Raw genomic sequence first — 17,694 nt, 5'->3', positions numbered from 1 at the left:
GATATCTCATTTTACTTCTTTCTGTCAATAACATAATTCACCATCAATACTAGTGAACTTTTATAATCAGATTCTGGATAGGTTTGAAGAATTTGTAGTGCCTCTTCTTGAAATTGCTTCATTTTAGTGATGGCATAATCTAAACCACCATTGTTTTTAACAAAAGCTATCACTTCCTTAACACGTTTTGTGTCTTTATTATGGTTTTTTATGGAATTGATCAACCACTTTTTATCTTTTTTATCGGCTTGATTTAGCACATAAATTAAAGGCAAAGTCATTTTTTGCTCTTTAATATCAATACCCGTTGGTTTCCCTATTTGGTCGTCACTATAATCGAATAAATCATCTTTTATTTGAAATGCCATACCTATAAGCTCTCCAAACTTACGCATAGATTCTACATGAAGCGACTCTGGTTTTACAGAAGCAGCGCCCAAACTACAACACGCAGCGATTAAAGTGGCTGTTTTTTGACGTATAATTTCATAATAAACAGCTTCTGTAATATCAAGTTTACGGGCTTTTTCAATTTGAAGCAATTCGCCTTCGCTCATTTCACGTACCGCAATAGAGATGATTTTAAGTAAATCAAAATCGCTATTATCAATACTTAAAAGCAACCCTTTTGACAATAGATAATCGCCAATTAAAACGGCTATTTTGTTCTTCCAAAGGGCATTTACAGAGAAAAATCCGCGGCGGCGATTGCTGTCATCTACCACGTCATCATGTACCAAAGTAGCCGTGTGGATGAGCTCAATAACCGAAGCACCTCTGTAGGTACGCTCGCTTACTTCTCCGTTCGATACCATTTTTGCCACCAAAAACACAAACATGGGACGCATTTGCTTGCCTTTTCGGTTTACTATATAAGTTGTAATTCTGTTAAGTAAAGCCACTTTACTAGACATTGAAAGCAAGAACTTTTGCTCGAAAAGGTCCATTTCAAAGGCTATGGGTTGTTTTATTTGCTCTACTATTTTCATTCAGAGTTTAAATATACTATTTCAAATGAATTAATTAAAAAGTTTACTATTGAATTCATTATTTAGCGAGTAGGTCTAACCTTAACACATATAACAAAATACCTTTTAACTTTTATTTGCTAATTGTCCGCATGCCGCATCAATGTCCTTACCTCTACTTCGGCGCACATTCACTACAATTCTGTTTTTTTCTAAGTTAGCAATATAATTTTCCAGTGCTTCGTTTGATGCTTGTTGGAACTCACCATCATCAATAGGATTGTATTCAATAATATTGACTTTACAGGGCACATATTTACAGAATTTCACAAAAGCATCAATATCTTTTTGTGTATCGTTAATGCCTTTCCAAACCACGTATTCATAACTTATTTTACGCTTGGTTTTAGCATACCAATATTCTAAAGCTTCTCGTAAATCGTCTAACGGAAAATTTTCATTAAAAGGCATAATGGTGGTTCTAACCGCATCGATAGCTGAATGCAACGAGACCGCTAAATTAAATTTCACGGCATCATCTGCCATCTTTTTTATCATTTTAGGCACGCCCGATGTTGAAACGGTTATACGTTTTGGCGACATTCCCAAACCTTCGGGAGATGTAATCTTATCGATGGCTTTAATAACGTTATTATAATTCATAAGTGGTTCACCCATACCCATAAATACGATATTACTTAATGGTCGATTGAAATACAATTTACTTTCGTTATCGATGGCAACTACTTGATCGTAAATTTCATCGGGGTTTAAATTACGCATACGTTTTAACCGCGCTGTGGCACAAAACCTACAATCTAAGCTACAGCCTACTTGACTTGACACACATGCCGTTGTTCTGGTTGCTGTTGGAATTAAGACAGACTCTACAATTAAGCCATCATGCAAACGCACTGCATTTTTAACCGTGCCATCGCTACTACGCTGCATAGTATCGACTTTTATATGGTTGATAACAAAATTATCTTCCAGCATTTGACGGGTTTCTTTGGAAACATTCGTCATATCATCAAATGTATGCGCTCCTTTTTGCCACAACCATTCATAAACCTGATTCCCTCGAAAGGCTTTATCACCTTGTTTTTCGAAGAACTCACGAAGTTGTTCTTTGCTCAATGCGCGAATATCTTTTTTAGTTGTTGCCATAAGTGATGCAAAAATAGGGAAAATATCCTCCCTTAATCCCTCCAAAGGAGGGAAACTCTTTGTTTAACGATTTAAGATTTTTTATTTTCACGTTTCACGATTCATGTCTCACGATTAACGAGTAACGAGTAACGATTGACGATTTATGAATTGTAGTTGTGATTTGCATTAGCGATTGAGGCATTGTTGGAGCTCTCCCGATTTTTCCATCGGGAAACGACTGCCGAAAACGCGACCGCTTCTCCTGAACCCAGACGAAGTGTGCCCTAATACCTAAAAATTACTTAGAATGCTTTTTTAATGGATTCCTGCTTTCGCAGGAATAAAAAAGCCTTGAATTAACAAGGCTTTTTAGAATTTATATGATTAACATGGCATCGCCATAACTGTAGAATTTATACTTTTCTTTTACGGCTTCTTCGTAAGCTTTTTTAATAAAATCATGGCCTGCAAATGCCGAAACCATCATCAACAAGGTTGATTTTGGCGTATGAAAGTTAGTAATCATGCAGTTAGCGATACTAAAATCGTAAGGAGGAAAAATGAATTTGTTTGTCCATCCATCAACTTCATTTAATCGTCCGCCTGATGAGACCGAACTTTCTATAGCACGCATTGCTGTAGTACCTACCGCACAAACACGTTTTTTATTTTGGATACCTTTATTTACTATTTCTACTGCTTTTTCATCTATTTTAAGCTCTTCACTATCCATTTTGTGCTTAGAAAGATCTTCAACTTCAACTGGATTAAAAGTTCCTAAACCAACATGCAACGTCACCTCAGCAAATTTAACACCTTTAATTTCTAAACGTTTTAATAGATGTTTTGAAAAATGAAGTCCGGCAGTTGGAGCTGCTACAGCACCTTCATTTTTAGCATAAATGGTTTGGTAACGTTCTTCATCTTCGGGTTGCACTTCTCTTTTTATGTATTTCGGAAGTGGTGTTTCACCTAATTCGTTTAATTTTCTACGGAATTCCTTATAAGATCCATCATATAAAAAACGTAATGTACGACCACGAGATGTCGTGTTATCAATAACTTCTGCTACTAATGTATCGTCGTCACCAAAGTATAGTTTATTACCAATTCTTATTTTACGTGCAGGATCAACCAACACATCCCAAAGGCGTTGTTCTTCGTTTAACTCTCTTAATAAAAACACCTCGATTCTGGCCCCTGTTTTTTCTTTATTACCGTATAATCTAGCAGGAAATACTTTAGTGTTATTTAGAATTAAAACATCATCTTCATCAAAATAGTTGATAATATCTTTAAACATTTTATGTTCGATGGTTTGCTTTTTTCTATCTAAAACCATTAAACGAGATTCATCTCTATTTTCTGCTGGATATTCTGCTAATAATTCTTCTGGTAAATTAAAACCAAAGTGTGATAATTTCATTTAAAATAAAGTTTAAAAGTTTAAAAGTTTAAAAGTTTAAAGTTTTTGCTTTAGCTTTTAAAAATCAGGCTGCAAATATACGATTGTGAGATAGGCCTTGTCAAGTAAATACGTGATTATTATTTAGTTATTTTAAAACCTATAGATTCAAGATCATCCCAGAAGGTTGGATATGATTTTGAAACCACCTCAGCATCTTCAATAACTATTGGTGTCTTAAGCGCTAATGGTGCAAATGCCATAGCCATTCTATGGTCGTTATAAGTCGCAATAGGCACGTATTCTTTTATGGCGTTTGAGGCTGAAAGATGTAAAGATTTATCTGTTATGTCAACGTTTCCTCCTAATTTTTCTATTTCGGTTTTTAAAGCCACTAACCTATCGGTTTCTTTTATCTTTAAGGTGTGAAGTCCCGTTAAATCACAAGGCATTCCCAAAGCAAAACAAGTTACGGCTATGGTTTGGGCTATATCGGGCGCATTCTGTAAGTTTAAAGTTAAAGGTTGAACGTTGAAAGTTTCTTTTTTGAGCGTGATACTATTACCATTAAAAGTTGATGTAACCCCAAAATGTTTATAAATTTCTACCAAAACAGAATCACCCTGCAGGGAGTTTTCTTTGTATGACGATAGTGTAATCTCTGTTCCAACGTCACAAAGTGCCACAATACTAAAATAATAAGATGCTGAAGACCAATCCGACTCCACTGTTAAAGTTGTAGATGTTAGGTGTTGGGTGTTAGGTTTTACGGTAATTGTATTTCCAACAAATGAAGATTCAACACCAATTTCGTCCAATAAACTAAGCGTCATTTTTATATAAGGCACTGAGGTTATTTCACCTTTAAGTGTTAACTCCAATCCGTTTTCAAGTCTTGAAGCTATCAATAATAAAGCTGAAATATATTGACTACTAACATTGGCTTGTAATGATACTTTATTTTTAAGCAGTTTTTTTCCTTTGATTTTTATAGGGGGATAACCTGCATTTTCAACATATTCAATTTCAGCCCCAAGTTCTTGAAGCGCCTCTACCAAAATTTGAATGGGACGCTCTTTCATACGTTTAGAACCTGTAAGCGTTACTTCACGGCCTTCTTGAATAGAAAAATAGGCTGTTAAAAATCGCATGGCGGTACCTGCATGATGAATATCGACAACTTCGGAAACTGATTTTAAAGCCTCGGTCATTAAACAACTATCATCTGAATTTGAAACATTTTCTAGATTAATGGTTGGGCACAGAGCTTTTAAAAGCAACAATCTGTTCGATTCGCTTTTAGAACCTGTAATGGTAACTTTAGATTGACGATTTGCGATTTGCGATTTTTGAAGTGTGATATTCATTTTGTAAATTAAAAACTAACATATAGTTCTCGACTTTAGTTTATCTTGAGCGATGACGAAAGATTCGAACTGACATAAAAAACGCTTCTTAAAAGAAGCGCTCAAATATACTTAGAACTCGTTTAAACTTTTCATAATTGGCTAAAAAATTATCCTTTTTTTGTCCATGCGCCTTCTGTCCCATTCACTAAAACAGTCCACTGGACTGTTTCTTGACGCTCTGTCCTGTCTTTTCTTCCTTCCGTAGCCCTGCTATGCAACTCAAAAAAGTCTTCAACCGAGCACAAAATGACTAATTTTCGCTTCAATCAAAAAGCTTAAACGAGTTCTTATAATTTATTTTAATTTTTCATTATTATGATGCCTATCGTGGTCGCGTTTTGCTTTCTTATCCATTCGTTTATCAAAAGCTTGTTGCAAATCGACACCTGTTTGGTTTGCTAAACATAACACTACAAACAAGACATCGGCAAGTTCTTCGCCAAGATCTTTATCCTTATCACTTTCTTTTTCGCTTTGTTCTCCGTAACGACGGGCAATGATGCGGGCAACCTCACCTACTTCTTCCGTAAGTTGTGCCATATTGGTAAGTTCGTTAAAATAACGAACTCCGTGGTCTTTTATCCAGTTATCTACTACTTGCTGTGCGTTTTTTATGTCCATATCTTTAGTTCTTTAACCCAATCAGGGTTTAAAACCCTGATTGGGATCTATACTTTAGTTAATACTATTTGCTCTGCTTCTTTTTCTACCATTTTGCTAAAATACTCTTTTAAAACTTCGTAATATATAGGAGATATAATCGATTCGTTTATTTCTGTATCTATAACCAACTGAATTTTTTTATCGCTTGCAGATATATTGTATTTAAATGTGCCCAAGTTATCTGGCATCGTCATAACTAATGGTTCTGGAATAACTTCAACTTTATAACCCTCTGGAAGGTCAATATTTATCATGTATTTGCTACTTGAAGGATAGCCAAAATCTACAGGAAACTCTCTCTTTTCCAATTTAAATGGATTTTCTTTTGTTCTTAAAAAGAATAGAGGTGAAAAATACAACTTATCTGCTATAATATCTGCTTGGTTTTCTAAAGTGAATTTAAATGATTCCATAATAGGCTTAGATAAATCCATTTCGTTTTTAACCTCAAACCCATCTATCTCCATATCAGTATACTTGTTTTCTAGCTTTTCTAAATATTGGTTTTTATCGGCTTCTAAATATTGCTCTCTATAAATCATGGCATCATGATTGGTTTTCACAGTTCTAATTCCCCCTTCTAAACTACCAGTGTCTTTTAAGTTTGCAATTATTGATACCGTTTTTTTAGACTTCTCTTTTGGATACAAATTTATTGTAGAAGAACTTTTATCTTTTCTAACAATTCTACCTTCCCAATTTAATGTTCTAAAAGGTAAAATGTTTGGTGTACTGTATTTACTCGTAGCGTCTAACAATATAACACCATCCAATGTTTCTATGGCTGAAACAACATAATTATAACCGTCTAGCGTTGGAAATAAGGGAATACCATTGTTCCTAGAACTAACCAAAACAGGATTTGCGTTTAACCCAGCATATCTTAACATAGCTGTTAACATTAAATTTATTTCGGCATCATTACCTACTTGGTCTTTATATGCCTTACGCACACCACCATCGGTATATTTTCCGTAATAGCCATTCCATTTGACTCTGCTCTTTACATGACTATAAATTAATGATGCCCTTGCCATTGGATCTGAAATACTACTTATTAGTGCATCAATATCTTCTTCAAAATAACCTGTTCTATCTAACTCAACATCAAAACTTGGGCTTTCGTAAATAGTTTTAACAACATCTTCCCAAGTTGTAGAAAAATATTTTAAAGGTGATTGTGGAAACTTTGTATAAGACAATTCATATTTAACTGCCGAACGGTAATTATTAATATTATTTACAAAAGGTTCATCTTTTAAAGCCGGGACATTAGAAAGTTTATATGTTGATGTATTTTTTATAAATTCTAATTCCGAAGAACTAAATGTTGTTCCGTTCGAACCATTAAAACCACCGGCTCCTCTTTGCGAACTTGAAAATCTTATCACATCTCTTTTAGCTTCGGTTGTTGGTTTAAAACCAAAATATCCTTTGGGAATTGGTTTAAAATTGAAATACTCCGGAGCTTCAAATACAGCTTCAACATATTTTATGGGAATGTCATGCTGAAATTCAAAATCATCAATATTCCAATAAAATGGCGACGTAATTGTATATTTATATTCTACAACAGAACCATCCTTTATATTTGGCATTGTAAATTTTGCTTGATTATGATACTTTGATTCTTCGGTTTTAAAAATACCATCCTTTTCAAGTTTTGTTTCCACTAACTTGTCTTCTACTAAATTATATGTATAACCCTTTAAACTTAAAATTTGTTCGTCGTCACTTCCTCTTTTATAAAGATTCACTTCTTTCGTAGCATAATCAAAACCTTCTTGGTTGTATATCTTAATTCGTTCTTGTATTTCAGTAACCAACGAAAACCCTTCCTCTTGTCTATATTGCATATATGTTCTTCTATATTTATACAAATAGGTGGCATTTGCCGAAGAATCCAATGGATTAAATTTTTCTTCTAATTCCTCTTTTGATACTTTACCAAAACTAAAATTTTGAGCAAATGTGTTAAAACAAAAGCAAAGGCCTAATAATAGTGTTGTAATTCTCATTTATTACTGGTTTTTAATTAATGCTATTTTTGAATTGTCTAGTTTATTTATTTCTTTATAGAACTCTCTATAAGCATCGTAATCTTCTTTTGGGTATTCGCCATCATTAATTAGAAATTCACGTTTATAAAGTATCGTAGATGCGTCTTTAACTATAATTTCGGCTTTATAGCTGCCGAATTTATTTTCTATTGCAACATTATCAGGAGATGATTCTATAGTAAAATCTGTTGGTAACTTAATTTCAATTTCATCGACATCTTTAAAACCTCTTTTAATTTTAAGCGGTAATTTTCTATCCCTGTATCGGTCTGGTATATTGGTGTTTCTATTTAACGCATTTATTGGAAGCAACATTCTATTGCCTACTAGTTTAGAGTAATTGGGCGCAACGAAACTAATGTCTTCAACAAACTCATTATTTGTTTTGTTGTTATTAATCTGCATGTTATTTATACTCATACCATTAACATATCTCCAGCGCTTTTTGTAATGGGTATCTAAATCCCGCTCTGTTTCGGTCTGTAACCAATATTTATCATCATATTGAGTTCCTTTAGAATTTACAGTTACTTTTACATCAATCAAACCATCGTTAGACACGGTATAGCTTCCATTTATAAATTGTGTATTTTCTTCGGTGACATATTTTTTTGTGTGTTTTATTATACCTGCTTCTGGTGTTATGACCAGCACATCTCTATCATCGGTAAAATCTCCGATAAAACCAAACGGAAGTTTTTGACTTGTACATTCTAACCAAATATCTTCTTCATTTTCAATGGGAATATTAAGAATAACATGATTGCCTTGCATTGCGGCAAAATCTTTCTCTAAACTTCTCTGGGAAGTTCCTGCATATACAACAGTGTAATTTGACTGAATGCCTGCTGCATTTAAAAGCGACATGGTATAGTTGGTCAATGCCTTACAATCACCATAGCCTAATTTATCAACTTCTGAAGCCTTAAAAGGTTTCCAACCGCCAATACCCACTTGCACACTGATATAGCGTGTTTTATTTTGAACGTATTCATAAATCTTTTTTGCTTTATCAATATCGCTAGCTTCATTTTTAACAAGGTTTTGAATCATGGCAATAGTGCTTGCTGGCAAATCGTGCGTGTCTTTTATTAAATCTTGATACATCCATTTTCCAAAACCAGCCCAATCTTCCACTTCGGTTTGCACACCTTCTAAAGAAAACTTATTGGATGTCACTAAAACTTTTGGTGTTATATCAACTAAAGAAGGACTATAAGCTTCCGGTTTTATAGCTTCTATATTTTTTACCGTATAACTTATTTTATTTTGAAGTGACTCCTTAGATACATCAAGTCCTTCTAAATTCTTTTCCTTGGTTCTAATCGTTATATCGCTTGGAAAATTTATAGTGTACGAGCTATTTTCAACACTTAAAAAATGGTCATTAACTGGCGTAAACGACTCTATAAATGCCGTATTTTTGGTATTGATTTCACAAACAAACTCTACGGTATATGGATATGAAATAGGTGTATATTCTAAATACTTAACTCTAGAATCTGAATATAAAGTACCGCCATCTACAGCACTAACATCTTTAAAATCGTTCTTTTTAACTTTTTTAATAACTGCCCCAGATTGGTTAAACACTAAAACTTCAAATGTTTTTATTTTTACATTATTATCATAATGCACAAAGGCATCTATATTACTATTCCCTTCTTTATTTAATATGGTTATGATGCGCTTTTCATAAACGGTCATATCATCAACAGAATTTATCGTGATATCCAATTGACTAGAGCGTACAACGGCATTCGCATTTTCCTTTAAATTGGCTGGAATTGAAAAACTGGCGTGTAAGTTTCCTTGGGAAGAAATTTGTAATGTTGTGAATAAAACAAAATATAAAATAATATGCTTAACCTTCATAGATTGTGTTTAAGTTTAGAACCTTAAATATAAAATATTACGAGAATTAATCAGATGAGAAAAATCATATTTCGTTATAATACCTGTCTTTTAGTTTAAAAACTAAAAATCTTACACACAATAGAATAAAACAAGGCAGAACTATATATTTTATTTCACTAAAAATCACTTTTGCTCCCCATTCTGAAAAAAACTTATCTATACCAATTGGGGAAACCTTTATTCCTCTAAAAGGAAAAAAGAACCGTTCGTTATCAAAAGGAATAAAAAAACCAACACCTTTGCCTCCAGAAGTCATCGCATCTAAAATACCATGCGAGAGTGTCGTTAAAAAAATAACAAAAAACCAGATAAGTTTACGATGTCTTCCTAAAGTGAATGTTAAAACAAATGCCCATAAAAAAGCAAATAGTATAGAATGTGTAAACCCACGATGCCCTAAAGGGTGCAAATATGGAATTCCTAAACGGAAACTTATAACATCAAAATCGGGTAAAATGGTAGAAAAAATAGCAGCAAAGAGCAGCCATTTGGTATTGTTTGCATCTATAACTTTTGTTAAGGTGTAACCAACAACGCTATGTCCAAAAATGGACGCCATTATTCTTTATTTTTAGAATCCATAATTATGGTTACAGGGCCATCGTTAAGCAATTCCACTTTCATGTCAGCACCAAATTGTCCGGTCTGTATAGACTTGCCTAAATCTGTTTCTACTTGTTTTACAAATGCTTCGTAAAGCGGAATAGCAACATCGGGTTTAGCTGCCTTTATATAGCTAGGACGATTCCCTTTTTTTGTTGCAGCGTGTAACGTAAATTGGCTTACAACAATAACATCGCCATCTACTTCTAAAAGCGATTTATTCATAATCCCTTTTTCATCATTAAAAACGCGAAGGTTTACTATTTTGCTGGACAGCCATTTAATATCTTCTTGCGTATCATCAGCAACTATACCTAAAAACACTAAAAGTCCGTTTGAAATATCGGCCACTTTTACATTCTCAATAGTTACACTCGCTTTTGAAACTCTTTGAACGACTAATTTCATTATCTCTTATCTCTAATCCTTCCAAAAGAAAGGGAACTGTTATGTTGAAATTAAACTTTACTGCAAACTACTACTGAACACTGTTTACTGAACACTGTTTACTGGCTTTCCCAAGTATCCGTTCTATAATGTTCATCTTCCCCTTCTACAATTTGCAAATAACTACGGTAGCGTGAAAAGGCAATCTCGTCATTATCTAATGCTTTTTTTACTGCACAATTTGGTTCTTTTATATGTAAGCAATTATTAAACTTACAATCTTGTTTCAATTTGAATATTTCAGGAAAATAATCACCTATTTCTTCTTTATCCATATCCACCACTCCAAATCCTTTTATTCCAGGTGTATCGATAATTTTTCCTCCAAAAGCCAAATCAAACATTTCAGCAAAAGTTGTCGTGTGTTGCCCTTGCATGTGAAGTGTGGAAATTTCTTTGGTTTTTATATCCAACGTTGGTTCAATAGCATTTACAAGCGTGGATTTACCAACGCCTGAATGTCCCGAAAACATGCTCACTTTATTAAGCATTAAAGTTTTTACCTTATCTACGTTTTTACCTGTTACGGCTGAAACACCAATACATTCATAGCCTATTTTTCGGTAAACATGTGCTAAATATCTAACTTCATCTAAGGTCTCTTCGTCATAAGTATCTATCTTATTAAACAGCAATACTGTTTTAATGGAATAGGCATTGGCAGTTACTAAAAACCGATCGATAAAGCTGGTTGAAGTGGGTGGATTGTTAATGGTAATCATTAAAAAAACCTGATCAATATTGGACGCAATGATATGGGTTTGCTTGGAAAGATTAACCGATTTCCGAACAATGTAATTGGTTCTATCGTGTATATTATGAATGACACCCGACACTTGGTTGTTATCGGTTTCCAATTCAAAATCCACAAAATCGCCTACCGCAATGGGGTTCGTACTTTTAATGCCTTTTATTCGGAATTTACCTTTTATTCGGCATTCGTAGGTATCTCCCAACGGGGTTTTCACCGTGTACCAACTTCCTGTAGATTTATAAACGAGTCCTGTCATAATTTTTTCAAAAGTAGTTTAAAATAATTATTTTTTGCGTAAGAATAATTAACATATATTAGCATCCTAATTAAAAACTCACCAACAACATGAAAAAAATTTTAGTATCCTTTTTACTTTTTGCATTCATTCAGAATGTTTTGGCACAGACTAGTCTATATGAAAACCCAAATTTTGATGCTATTGCAAACACACACAAGATCATAGCAATTGTTCCTTTTAAAACTCAGGTTAAATTAAGACCTAAACAAATGAAAGATATGAGTGCAGAACAACTTAATCGCGTTGAAAAATCTGAAGGCGAAAGCATACAAAGCGCTATGTATTCTTGGTTTTTGAAGCGTAAAAAAAGAGGTGATCTGCAGTCTTTAGAAGTCCAAGACCCTAGAACAACCACGGCTATGTTAAAAAAGCAAAACATTGATTATAATAATATTATGGATTTTACGCCACAAGACTTAGCAAAAATACTAGGAGTTGATGCTGTTATTTCTGGTGATTTTAAAACTAACAAACCTATGTCTGAAGGTGCTTCGATTGCATTAGGCGTTTTATTTGGCTTTTTTGGCAGTACAAATAGTGCCACAATAAACATGAGTGTTCATAATGCTGCTGATGGCGTTTTACTCTGGAATTACAATAAAAAAGTTAGTGGAAGTATTGGTAGTAATACTGAAGACTTAATTAATGTTTTAATGAGAAAAGCTTCGCGAAGATTAGCTTACACTAAAAACAGCAAAGAATAAGATTAATATTTTCAACAAAACCGCTAATAAAAACGCCTCACAGTTGTGAGGCGTTTTTATATTAACCATTAATTATCTTTTCTTGATGATTGATAGATTCTTGGTGAATGGCTTTAAACATTTTTAAAATAAACTCTTCACTAAGTCCTTGAGATTCACCCTCAATAACCATTTTACCTAAAATTTCGTTCCAACGTTTGCTTTGTAAAACGGCAACGTTTTTCTGCTTTTTAAGTGCTCCAATACTATCGGCTGCTTTCATACGTTTGCCTAATAATTCGATAATTTGGTTATCAACCACATCAATCTGTGCTCTTAAATTATCAAGTTGTTTATTGTAATCTACTTCCGGATCCGTTTCTTTTCTTATTTTCAAATCTTTCATAATTTGAACTAAGGTTTTTGGTGTTACTTGTTGAGACGCATCACTCCAAGCGTTGTCTGGGTCGTAATGGGTTTCAATCATTAATCCGTCAAAATTCAAATCTAAAGCCGTTTGGGATACATCAAAAATCATATCGCGTTTTCCTGTTATATGCGACGGGTCGTTAATTAAAGGAATGTCTGGATATTTGTTTTGAAACTCGATAGCCATTTGCCATTCTGGATTGTTTCTGTATTTTGTTTTTTCATAGGTTGAAAACCCTCTGTGAATCGCACCAATATTTTTAACACCTGCTTTGTAAATTCTTTCAATACCACCTAACCATAAAGCTAAATCTGGGTTTACAGGATTTTTAATTAGCACTGGTTTATCGGTTCCTTCTAAAGCATCTGCAATTTCTTGCATGATAAATGGACTTACCGTAGAACGTGCACCTATCCAAAGCAAATCGACGTCATGCTCTAAAGCTAATTTTACATGGGCAGCATTTGCAACTTCGGTACAAATTTTCATACCTGTTTCTTGCCTTACTTTTTGCAACCATTTTAAACCTAATGCTCCAACGCCTTCAAACATGCCTGGACGTGTTCTTGGTTTCCAGATACCTGCTCTAAAATAACTTACATCTGTATCTTTTAGCTCATGTGCTATTTTTAATACTTGCTCTTCTGTTTCAGCACTACAAGGTCCTGCAATTACCAGTGGATGACTTAAATTTAAATCATCTAACCACGTTCTCATTTCTTTTTTGTTTTCCATTTTATTTAATTTACTTTAAATCTACTCTATGCGAGGCTTCACATGTTTTCGAAATAATTTTTTATATTGATTTTACTTTATATTATTCCGTTCAAAATATCTTTTATATGATTGGTTTCTTTCATTTCATTAAAAATAGCCTCAAAATCGTCACTTTTCATTAAGTCTTTAAAATGCGTCAGATTGTTGATGTATTCTTCTAATGTTTCTATAACGTTTTGTTTGTTTTGTTTAAAAATGGGGGTCCACATTTCAGGTGAACTTTTTGCTAATCGTACAGTTGAAGCAAATCCACTTCCTGCCATATCAAAAATATCACGTTCATTTTTTTCTTTCTCAATAACCGTTTTACCCAGCATAAAAGAACTAATGTGCGATAAATGCGATACGTAAGCAATGTGTTTATCGTGTGCCTCCGGATTCATATAACGAATACGCATGCCAATAGATTTAAACAACTCCAAGGCTTTTTCCTGAAGTTTGAAGGTCGTTTTTTCAACTTCACAAATAATATTTGTTTTTCCAACAAACAGATCAGGAATTGCTGCACTAGGTCCCGAATGTTCAGTACCCGCAATAGGGTGCATTGCTAAAAAATTCCTGCGTTTGGGGTGATTTTCAACCACTTTGCAAATATCTGCTTTTGTCGAGCCAGCATCTACCACCAAACCAGTATCTGGTATTTTATCTAAAATTGACGGTAATAATTTTACCGTCGCATCAACAGGTATTGAAATAATGACTAAATCGGCATGAACAATATCATCTAAAGTTGCTTTTTTGTCAATTAATTTAAGAGCTAATGCTTCGTCAAGCGTTGCTTCTTTTCTACTGATACCATGAATAACCACACCTGGATATTTATTTTTAATATCAATAGCAAGACTTCCGCCTATTAACCCAACTCCTATGATGTATATGTTTTTCATTCCTCTCCCAACCCTCTCCAAAGGAGAGGGCTTTTAAAATTATTACTAATTTATATTTTAATTATAAACTCATTGTTACGCGTGTAATGGCTTCTCCTAAAACTTCGGTTGAAGCACATAACGAAAACCGTATGTATCCTTCACCTTTACTACCAAAAATAGTTCCCGGTGTGATAAATATATGATTGTTCTTAAGTACCAAATCTATAAACGCTTCCGATTTTATACCTGATGGTAATTTTGCCCAAACAAATAATCCTGTCGCATTTTTATCGTAAGTACAATTTAACGCATCGGCTAATTGCCATACTAAATCCCTACGCTGTTTGTAAACATTATTCAAGGTAACAAACCACATTTGCGAACATTTTAAAGCTTCAATAGCTCCTTTTTGAATGCCATAAAACATTCCGGAATCCATATTACTTTTCACCTTTAAAACATTATTAATGTGTATACTGTCACCAACCACCATACCTACACGCCATCCTGCCATATTAAAGGTTTTGCTTAACGAATTCAACTCCAAACAAACGTCTTTAGCTCCTTTAACTTCTAATATACTTTTATATGTATCGTTTAAAACAAAACTGTATGGATTGTCGTTAACAATTAAAATATTATGTTTTTTACCAAAGGCCACCAACTCTTCAAATAAAAATTTGCTTGGTTGCGCACCTGTTGGCATGTGCGGGTAGTTTACCCACATTATTTTCACTTTACTTAAATCCAATTTCTCTAAAGCCTTAAAATCCGGCAACCATTTGTTAGCTTCATCCAATTCATAAAAAACCGGAACTGCACCAACTAAATTTGTTACCGATTGGTAGGTTGGATACCCAGGATTTGGTATTAAAACTTCATCACCTTCATTCAAATATGCCATAGAAATATGCATAATTCCTTCCTTACTTCCCATTAACGGCAACACTTCTGTTGAAGGACTTAAATTCACATGAAAATGTTCTTTATAAAATCCTGCAATGGCTTCTCTCAGCTCAGGCAACCCTTGGTAACTTTGATATTTATGCGCACTTGGGTTAGAAAACCCTTCATTTAAAGCATCAATGACCTTTTGTGGCGGTTGCATATCGGGACTACCTATACCTAAATTGATAATAGGCTTACCACTTGCAATAAGCAAATTCACTTCTCTTAATTTTTTTGAGAAGTAGTATTCTTCAACGGTGTTTAATCTGTTAGCTGCTTCAATCATATCTTGGCATTTTTATACTCACCCAAAACTTTAAATCCTTGTGCCATAATTTCTATAATAGATTTTGCCTTTTTAAATTCGCTATACGTTTCAAAAGTAACATCAACAAAAAAGGCATATTTCCATGGTGTTTCAACAATTGGCAACGATTGTATTTTCGTTAAATTCAATTTACAATCGCTCATCACATTTAAAATAGCGGCTAAACTTCCTCTTTTATGGTCTGCTTCAAATTTAACCGAGGCTTTATTAATTTGGTTTTCCGGCACTTCAGAATTGGTACGCTTTACAATTACAAAACGTGTTTCGTTATGTCTTATCGTTTGAATGCTATGTGCTAAAATATCCAATTCAAAAATTTCGGCAGCCACAGCACTTGCAATAGCCCCAACACCTTTTAATTGCTTTTCTTGAATACGTTGGGCAACCTCGGCAGTGTCTTTATCTTCAACCAATTTAATATGTGGGTGTAGTTTAAAAAACTCCATACATTGTAACAATGCCATTGGGTGCGAATACACTTCCTTAATTTCTTTAATATTCTGATTGGGCAACGCCATTAAATTGTGTTGAATATCTAAATAGTGCTCACCTACAATATGCAACCCAAATTTGTTAATTAAAGCATAATTGGGAATGATAGACCCCGCGATAGAATTCTCTAAAGCCATAATGGCAGCGTCGCTTTCTTTAGTAATTAAAGAATCGACAACTTGATCGAATGTCAAACATTCTATAGCATCAACAGGCTTATCAAAAAATTGCTGTGACACAATATGATGAAAAGATCCTTTTACGCCCTGTATGGCCACTGTTTTTATCATATACAAAAAAAAGTCCCGATTTTCATCGAGACTTAGTATTAAAATTTATGTTTATAAATTACACATACAACGTCTCGTTTTTTCCGCTAAAGAAAAAATAAAATCCGCTAAAATATGTATAACCTACTGTTGTCTTCATAATTATGCGGCTAAAGTAATTAATATTTTAAGAAATCAAAACAGCTTAAAACCTTTTTTTCATATTTATTAAAAGTTTTAAATATTTTACAGCAAAACTCACATTACATTATATAATCATTATTTTTGAATAAATAATTTTAAATATGTCAATACAGGTAGAAGGCATTTCAAAACTTTACGGAAACCAAAAAGCACTAAACAACATCTCTTTTAAAGTTGAAAAACCTGAAATTGTTGGTTTTCTGGGACCAAATGGCGCCGGAAAATCTACAATGATGAAAATTTTAACCACTTACTTAGATGCCAACGAAGGTTTCTCTACCGTAAATGGCTTTGATGTAAAAACTAATAAACAGCTAGTTCAGCAAAGTGTTGGTTATTTGCCCGAGCATAATCCGTTGTACTTGGACATGTATATTAAAGAATACTTGGCTTTTAATGCTAGCATTTATAAAATTAGCAAAGCGCGCATAGATGAAGTTATAGAACTTACCGGGCTAACCTCCGAAGCCCATAAAAAAATCGGGCAACTATCAAAAGGGTACCGTCAGCGTGTGGGTTTAGCCAATGCCCTATTGCATAATCCCGATGTTTTAATTTTAGATGAACCAACCACGGGCTTGGACCCTAACCAATTGGTAGAAATTAGAAACCTTATAAGATCCATTGGCAAAGCCAAAACCGTATTTCTTTCTACGCATATTATGCAAGAAGTAGAAGCGATGTGCGACCGTGTTATAATTATTAATAAAGGTGAAATTGTAGCCGACAAAAAACTAAAAGAGTTACACGAAAACCAACAGCAAATTGTTGTGGTCGAGTTTGATTACCGTGTTGAAGATGCTTTTTTATTAAAACTACCAAAAGTTAAAACGGTGGTCAATACGCACGATTTTGTTTATGAAATCACCTTTTCTACATCTCAAGACATGCGCTCGCATGTATTTGACTTTGCACACGACAATAAATTAAAGATATTGCAACTCAACCAAAAAAATGCGAGCTTAGAAAGTTTGTTTAGAGAATTGACTTCTAAATAATGTTGTTTTTTTATTAGAGGTTA

Annotated in this window: 17 protein-coding genes; 2 read left to right on the top strand and 15 right to left on the bottom strand. The window is 33.8% G+C overall.

Features of this window, described 5'->3' with window-relative positions; all coding sequences use genetic code 11:
• Positions 1-11: 11 nt before the first annotated feature.
• From CJ739_RS10605 to rsgA, 11 genes are all read right to left on the bottom strand, one after another.
• On the bottom strand, positions 12-989 hold the full coding sequence (locus CJ739_RS10605; protein WP_117175108.1) for a polyprenyl synthetase family protein: 978 nt from the start codon (positions 987-989) through the stop codon (positions 12-14).
• Between the two features lie 105 nt (positions 990-1,094).
• Entirely contained in the window at positions 1,095-2,135 is a 1,041-nt protein-coding gene (rlmN, locus tag CJ739_RS10600; RefSeq protein WP_117175106.1) for a dual-specificity RNA methyltransferase RlmN, read from the bottom strand.
• A 358-nt stretch (positions 2,136-2,493) separates the two neighbouring features.
• On the bottom strand, positions 2,494-3,543 hold the full coding sequence (gene queA / locus CJ739_RS10595) for a tRNA preQ1(34) S-adenosylmethionine ribosyltransferase-isomerase QueA (protein ID WP_117175104.1): 1,050 nt from the start codon (positions 3,541-3,543) through the stop codon (positions 2,494-2,496).
• Positions 3,544-3,662: 119 nt separating this feature from the next.
• On the bottom strand, positions 3,663-4,889 hold the full coding sequence (locus tag CJ739_RS10590) for a 3-phosphoshikimate 1-carboxyvinyltransferase (protein ID WP_117175103.1): 1,227 nt from the start codon (positions 4,887-4,889) through the stop codon (positions 3,663-3,665).
• 149 nt (positions 4,890-5,038) lie between these two features.
• Positions 5,039-5,197: a hypothetical protein gene (locus CJ739_RS20335; protein WP_162880187.1), complete on the bottom strand. Its 159-nt coding sequence runs from the start codon at positions 5,195-5,197 to the stop codon at positions 5,039-5,041.
• Positions 5,198-5,225: 28 nt separating this feature from the next.
• Positions 5,226-5,552 (bottom strand): nucleotide pyrophosphohydrolase, encoded by a 327-nt coding sequence (locus CJ739_RS10585; protein ID WP_117175101.1) that lies wholly within the window; start codon positions 5,550-5,552, stop codon positions 5,226-5,228.
• Between the two features lie 47 nt (positions 5,553-5,599).
• Positions 5,600-7,612 carry a DUF3858 domain-containing protein gene (locus CJ739_RS10580; RefSeq protein ID WP_117175099.1) on the bottom strand — a complete coding sequence of 671 codons (2,013 nt, stop codon included), beginning with the start codon at positions 7,610-7,612 and terminating at the stop codon, positions 5,600-5,602.
• Positions 7,613-7,615: 3 nt separating this feature from the next.
• Positions 7,616-9,529 (bottom strand): DUF3857 domain-containing transglutaminase family protein, encoded by a 1,914-nt coding sequence (locus CJ739_RS10575; protein ID WP_117175097.1) that lies wholly within the window; start codon positions 9,527-9,529, stop codon positions 7,616-7,618.
• Positions 9,530-9,593: 64 nt separating this feature from the next.
• Positions 9,594-10,130 (bottom strand): metal-dependent hydrolase, encoded by a 537-nt coding sequence (locus CJ739_RS10570; RefSeq protein WP_117175095.1) that lies wholly within the window; start codon positions 10,128-10,130, stop codon positions 9,594-9,596.
• Entirely contained in the window at positions 10,130-10,582 is a 453-nt protein-coding gene (gene dtd, locus CJ739_RS10565; RefSeq protein ID WP_117175093.1) for a D-aminoacyl-tRNA deacylase, read from the bottom strand. The genes CJ739_RS10570 and dtd overlap by 1 nt, the downstream gene beginning before the upstream one ends.
• 98 nt (positions 10,583-10,680) lie before the next feature.
• Complete coding sequence (rsgA, locus tag CJ739_RS10560; RefSeq protein WP_117175091.1) at positions 10,681-11,631, bottom strand: ribosome small subunit-dependent GTPase A; 951 nt, start codon at positions 11,629-11,631, stop codon at positions 10,681-10,683.
• Between the two features lie 89 nt (positions 11,632-11,720).
• Here rsgA and CJ739_RS10555 point away from each other — a divergent pair, with 89 nt between their 5' ends.
• Positions 11,721-12,377: a hypothetical protein gene (locus CJ739_RS10555; protein ID WP_117175089.1), complete on the top strand. Its 657-nt coding sequence runs from the start codon at positions 11,721-11,723 to the stop codon at positions 12,375-12,377.
• A 61-nt stretch (positions 12,378-12,438) separates the two neighbouring features.
• Here the strand turns inward: CJ739_RS10555 and CJ739_RS10550 are convergent, their stop codons facing one another.
• The 4 genes from CJ739_RS10550 to CJ739_RS10535 all read right to left on the bottom strand — a co-directional run bounded on the left by CJ739_RS10550 (position 12,439) and on the right by CJ739_RS10535 (position 16,490).
• On the bottom strand, positions 12,439-13,521 hold the full coding sequence (locus tag CJ739_RS10550; protein ID WP_117175087.1) for a bifunctional 3-deoxy-7-phosphoheptulonate synthase/chorismate mutase type II: 1,083 nt from the start codon (positions 13,519-13,521) through the stop codon (positions 12,439-12,441).
• A 77-nt stretch (positions 13,522-13,598) separates the two neighbouring features.
• Positions 13,599-14,450 carry a prephenate dehydrogenase gene (locus tag CJ739_RS10545; protein WP_117175085.1) on the bottom strand — a complete coding sequence of 284 codons (852 nt, stop codon included), beginning with the start codon at positions 14,448-14,450 and terminating at the stop codon, positions 13,599-13,601.
• Between the two features lie 61 nt (positions 14,451-14,511).
• Positions 14,512-15,666, bottom strand: a complete 1,155-nt coding sequence (locus CJ739_RS10540; RefSeq protein WP_117175083.1) for a pyridoxal phosphate-dependent aminotransferase — start codon at positions 15,664-15,666, stop codon at positions 14,512-14,514.
• Positions 15,663-16,490, bottom strand: a complete 828-nt coding sequence (locus CJ739_RS10535) for a prephenate dehydratase (protein ID WP_117175081.1) — start codon at positions 16,488-16,490, stop codon at positions 15,663-15,665. The genes CJ739_RS10540 and CJ739_RS10535 overlap by 4 nt, the downstream gene beginning before the upstream one ends.
• A 284-nt stretch (positions 16,491-16,774) precedes the next feature.
• Between CJ739_RS10535 and gldA the strand changes: the two genes are divergently transcribed.
• Entirely contained in the window at positions 16,775-17,671 is an 897-nt protein-coding gene (gene gldA / locus CJ739_RS10530) for a gliding motility-associated ABC transporter ATP-binding subunit GldA (protein WP_117175079.1), read from the top strand.
• Positions 17,672-17,694: the final 23 nt, after the last annotated feature.

Origin of the sequence: Mariniflexile sp. TRM1-10 (genome assembly GCF_003425985.1) — a bacterium.
In the GTDB taxonomy this organism is placed as follows: domain Bacteria; phylum Bacteroidota; class Bacteroidia; order Flavobacteriales; family Flavobacteriaceae; genus Mariniflexile.
Note: the sequence above shows the minus strand (reverse complement) of the source record. Positions and strands in the feature narration are given on the sequence as shown.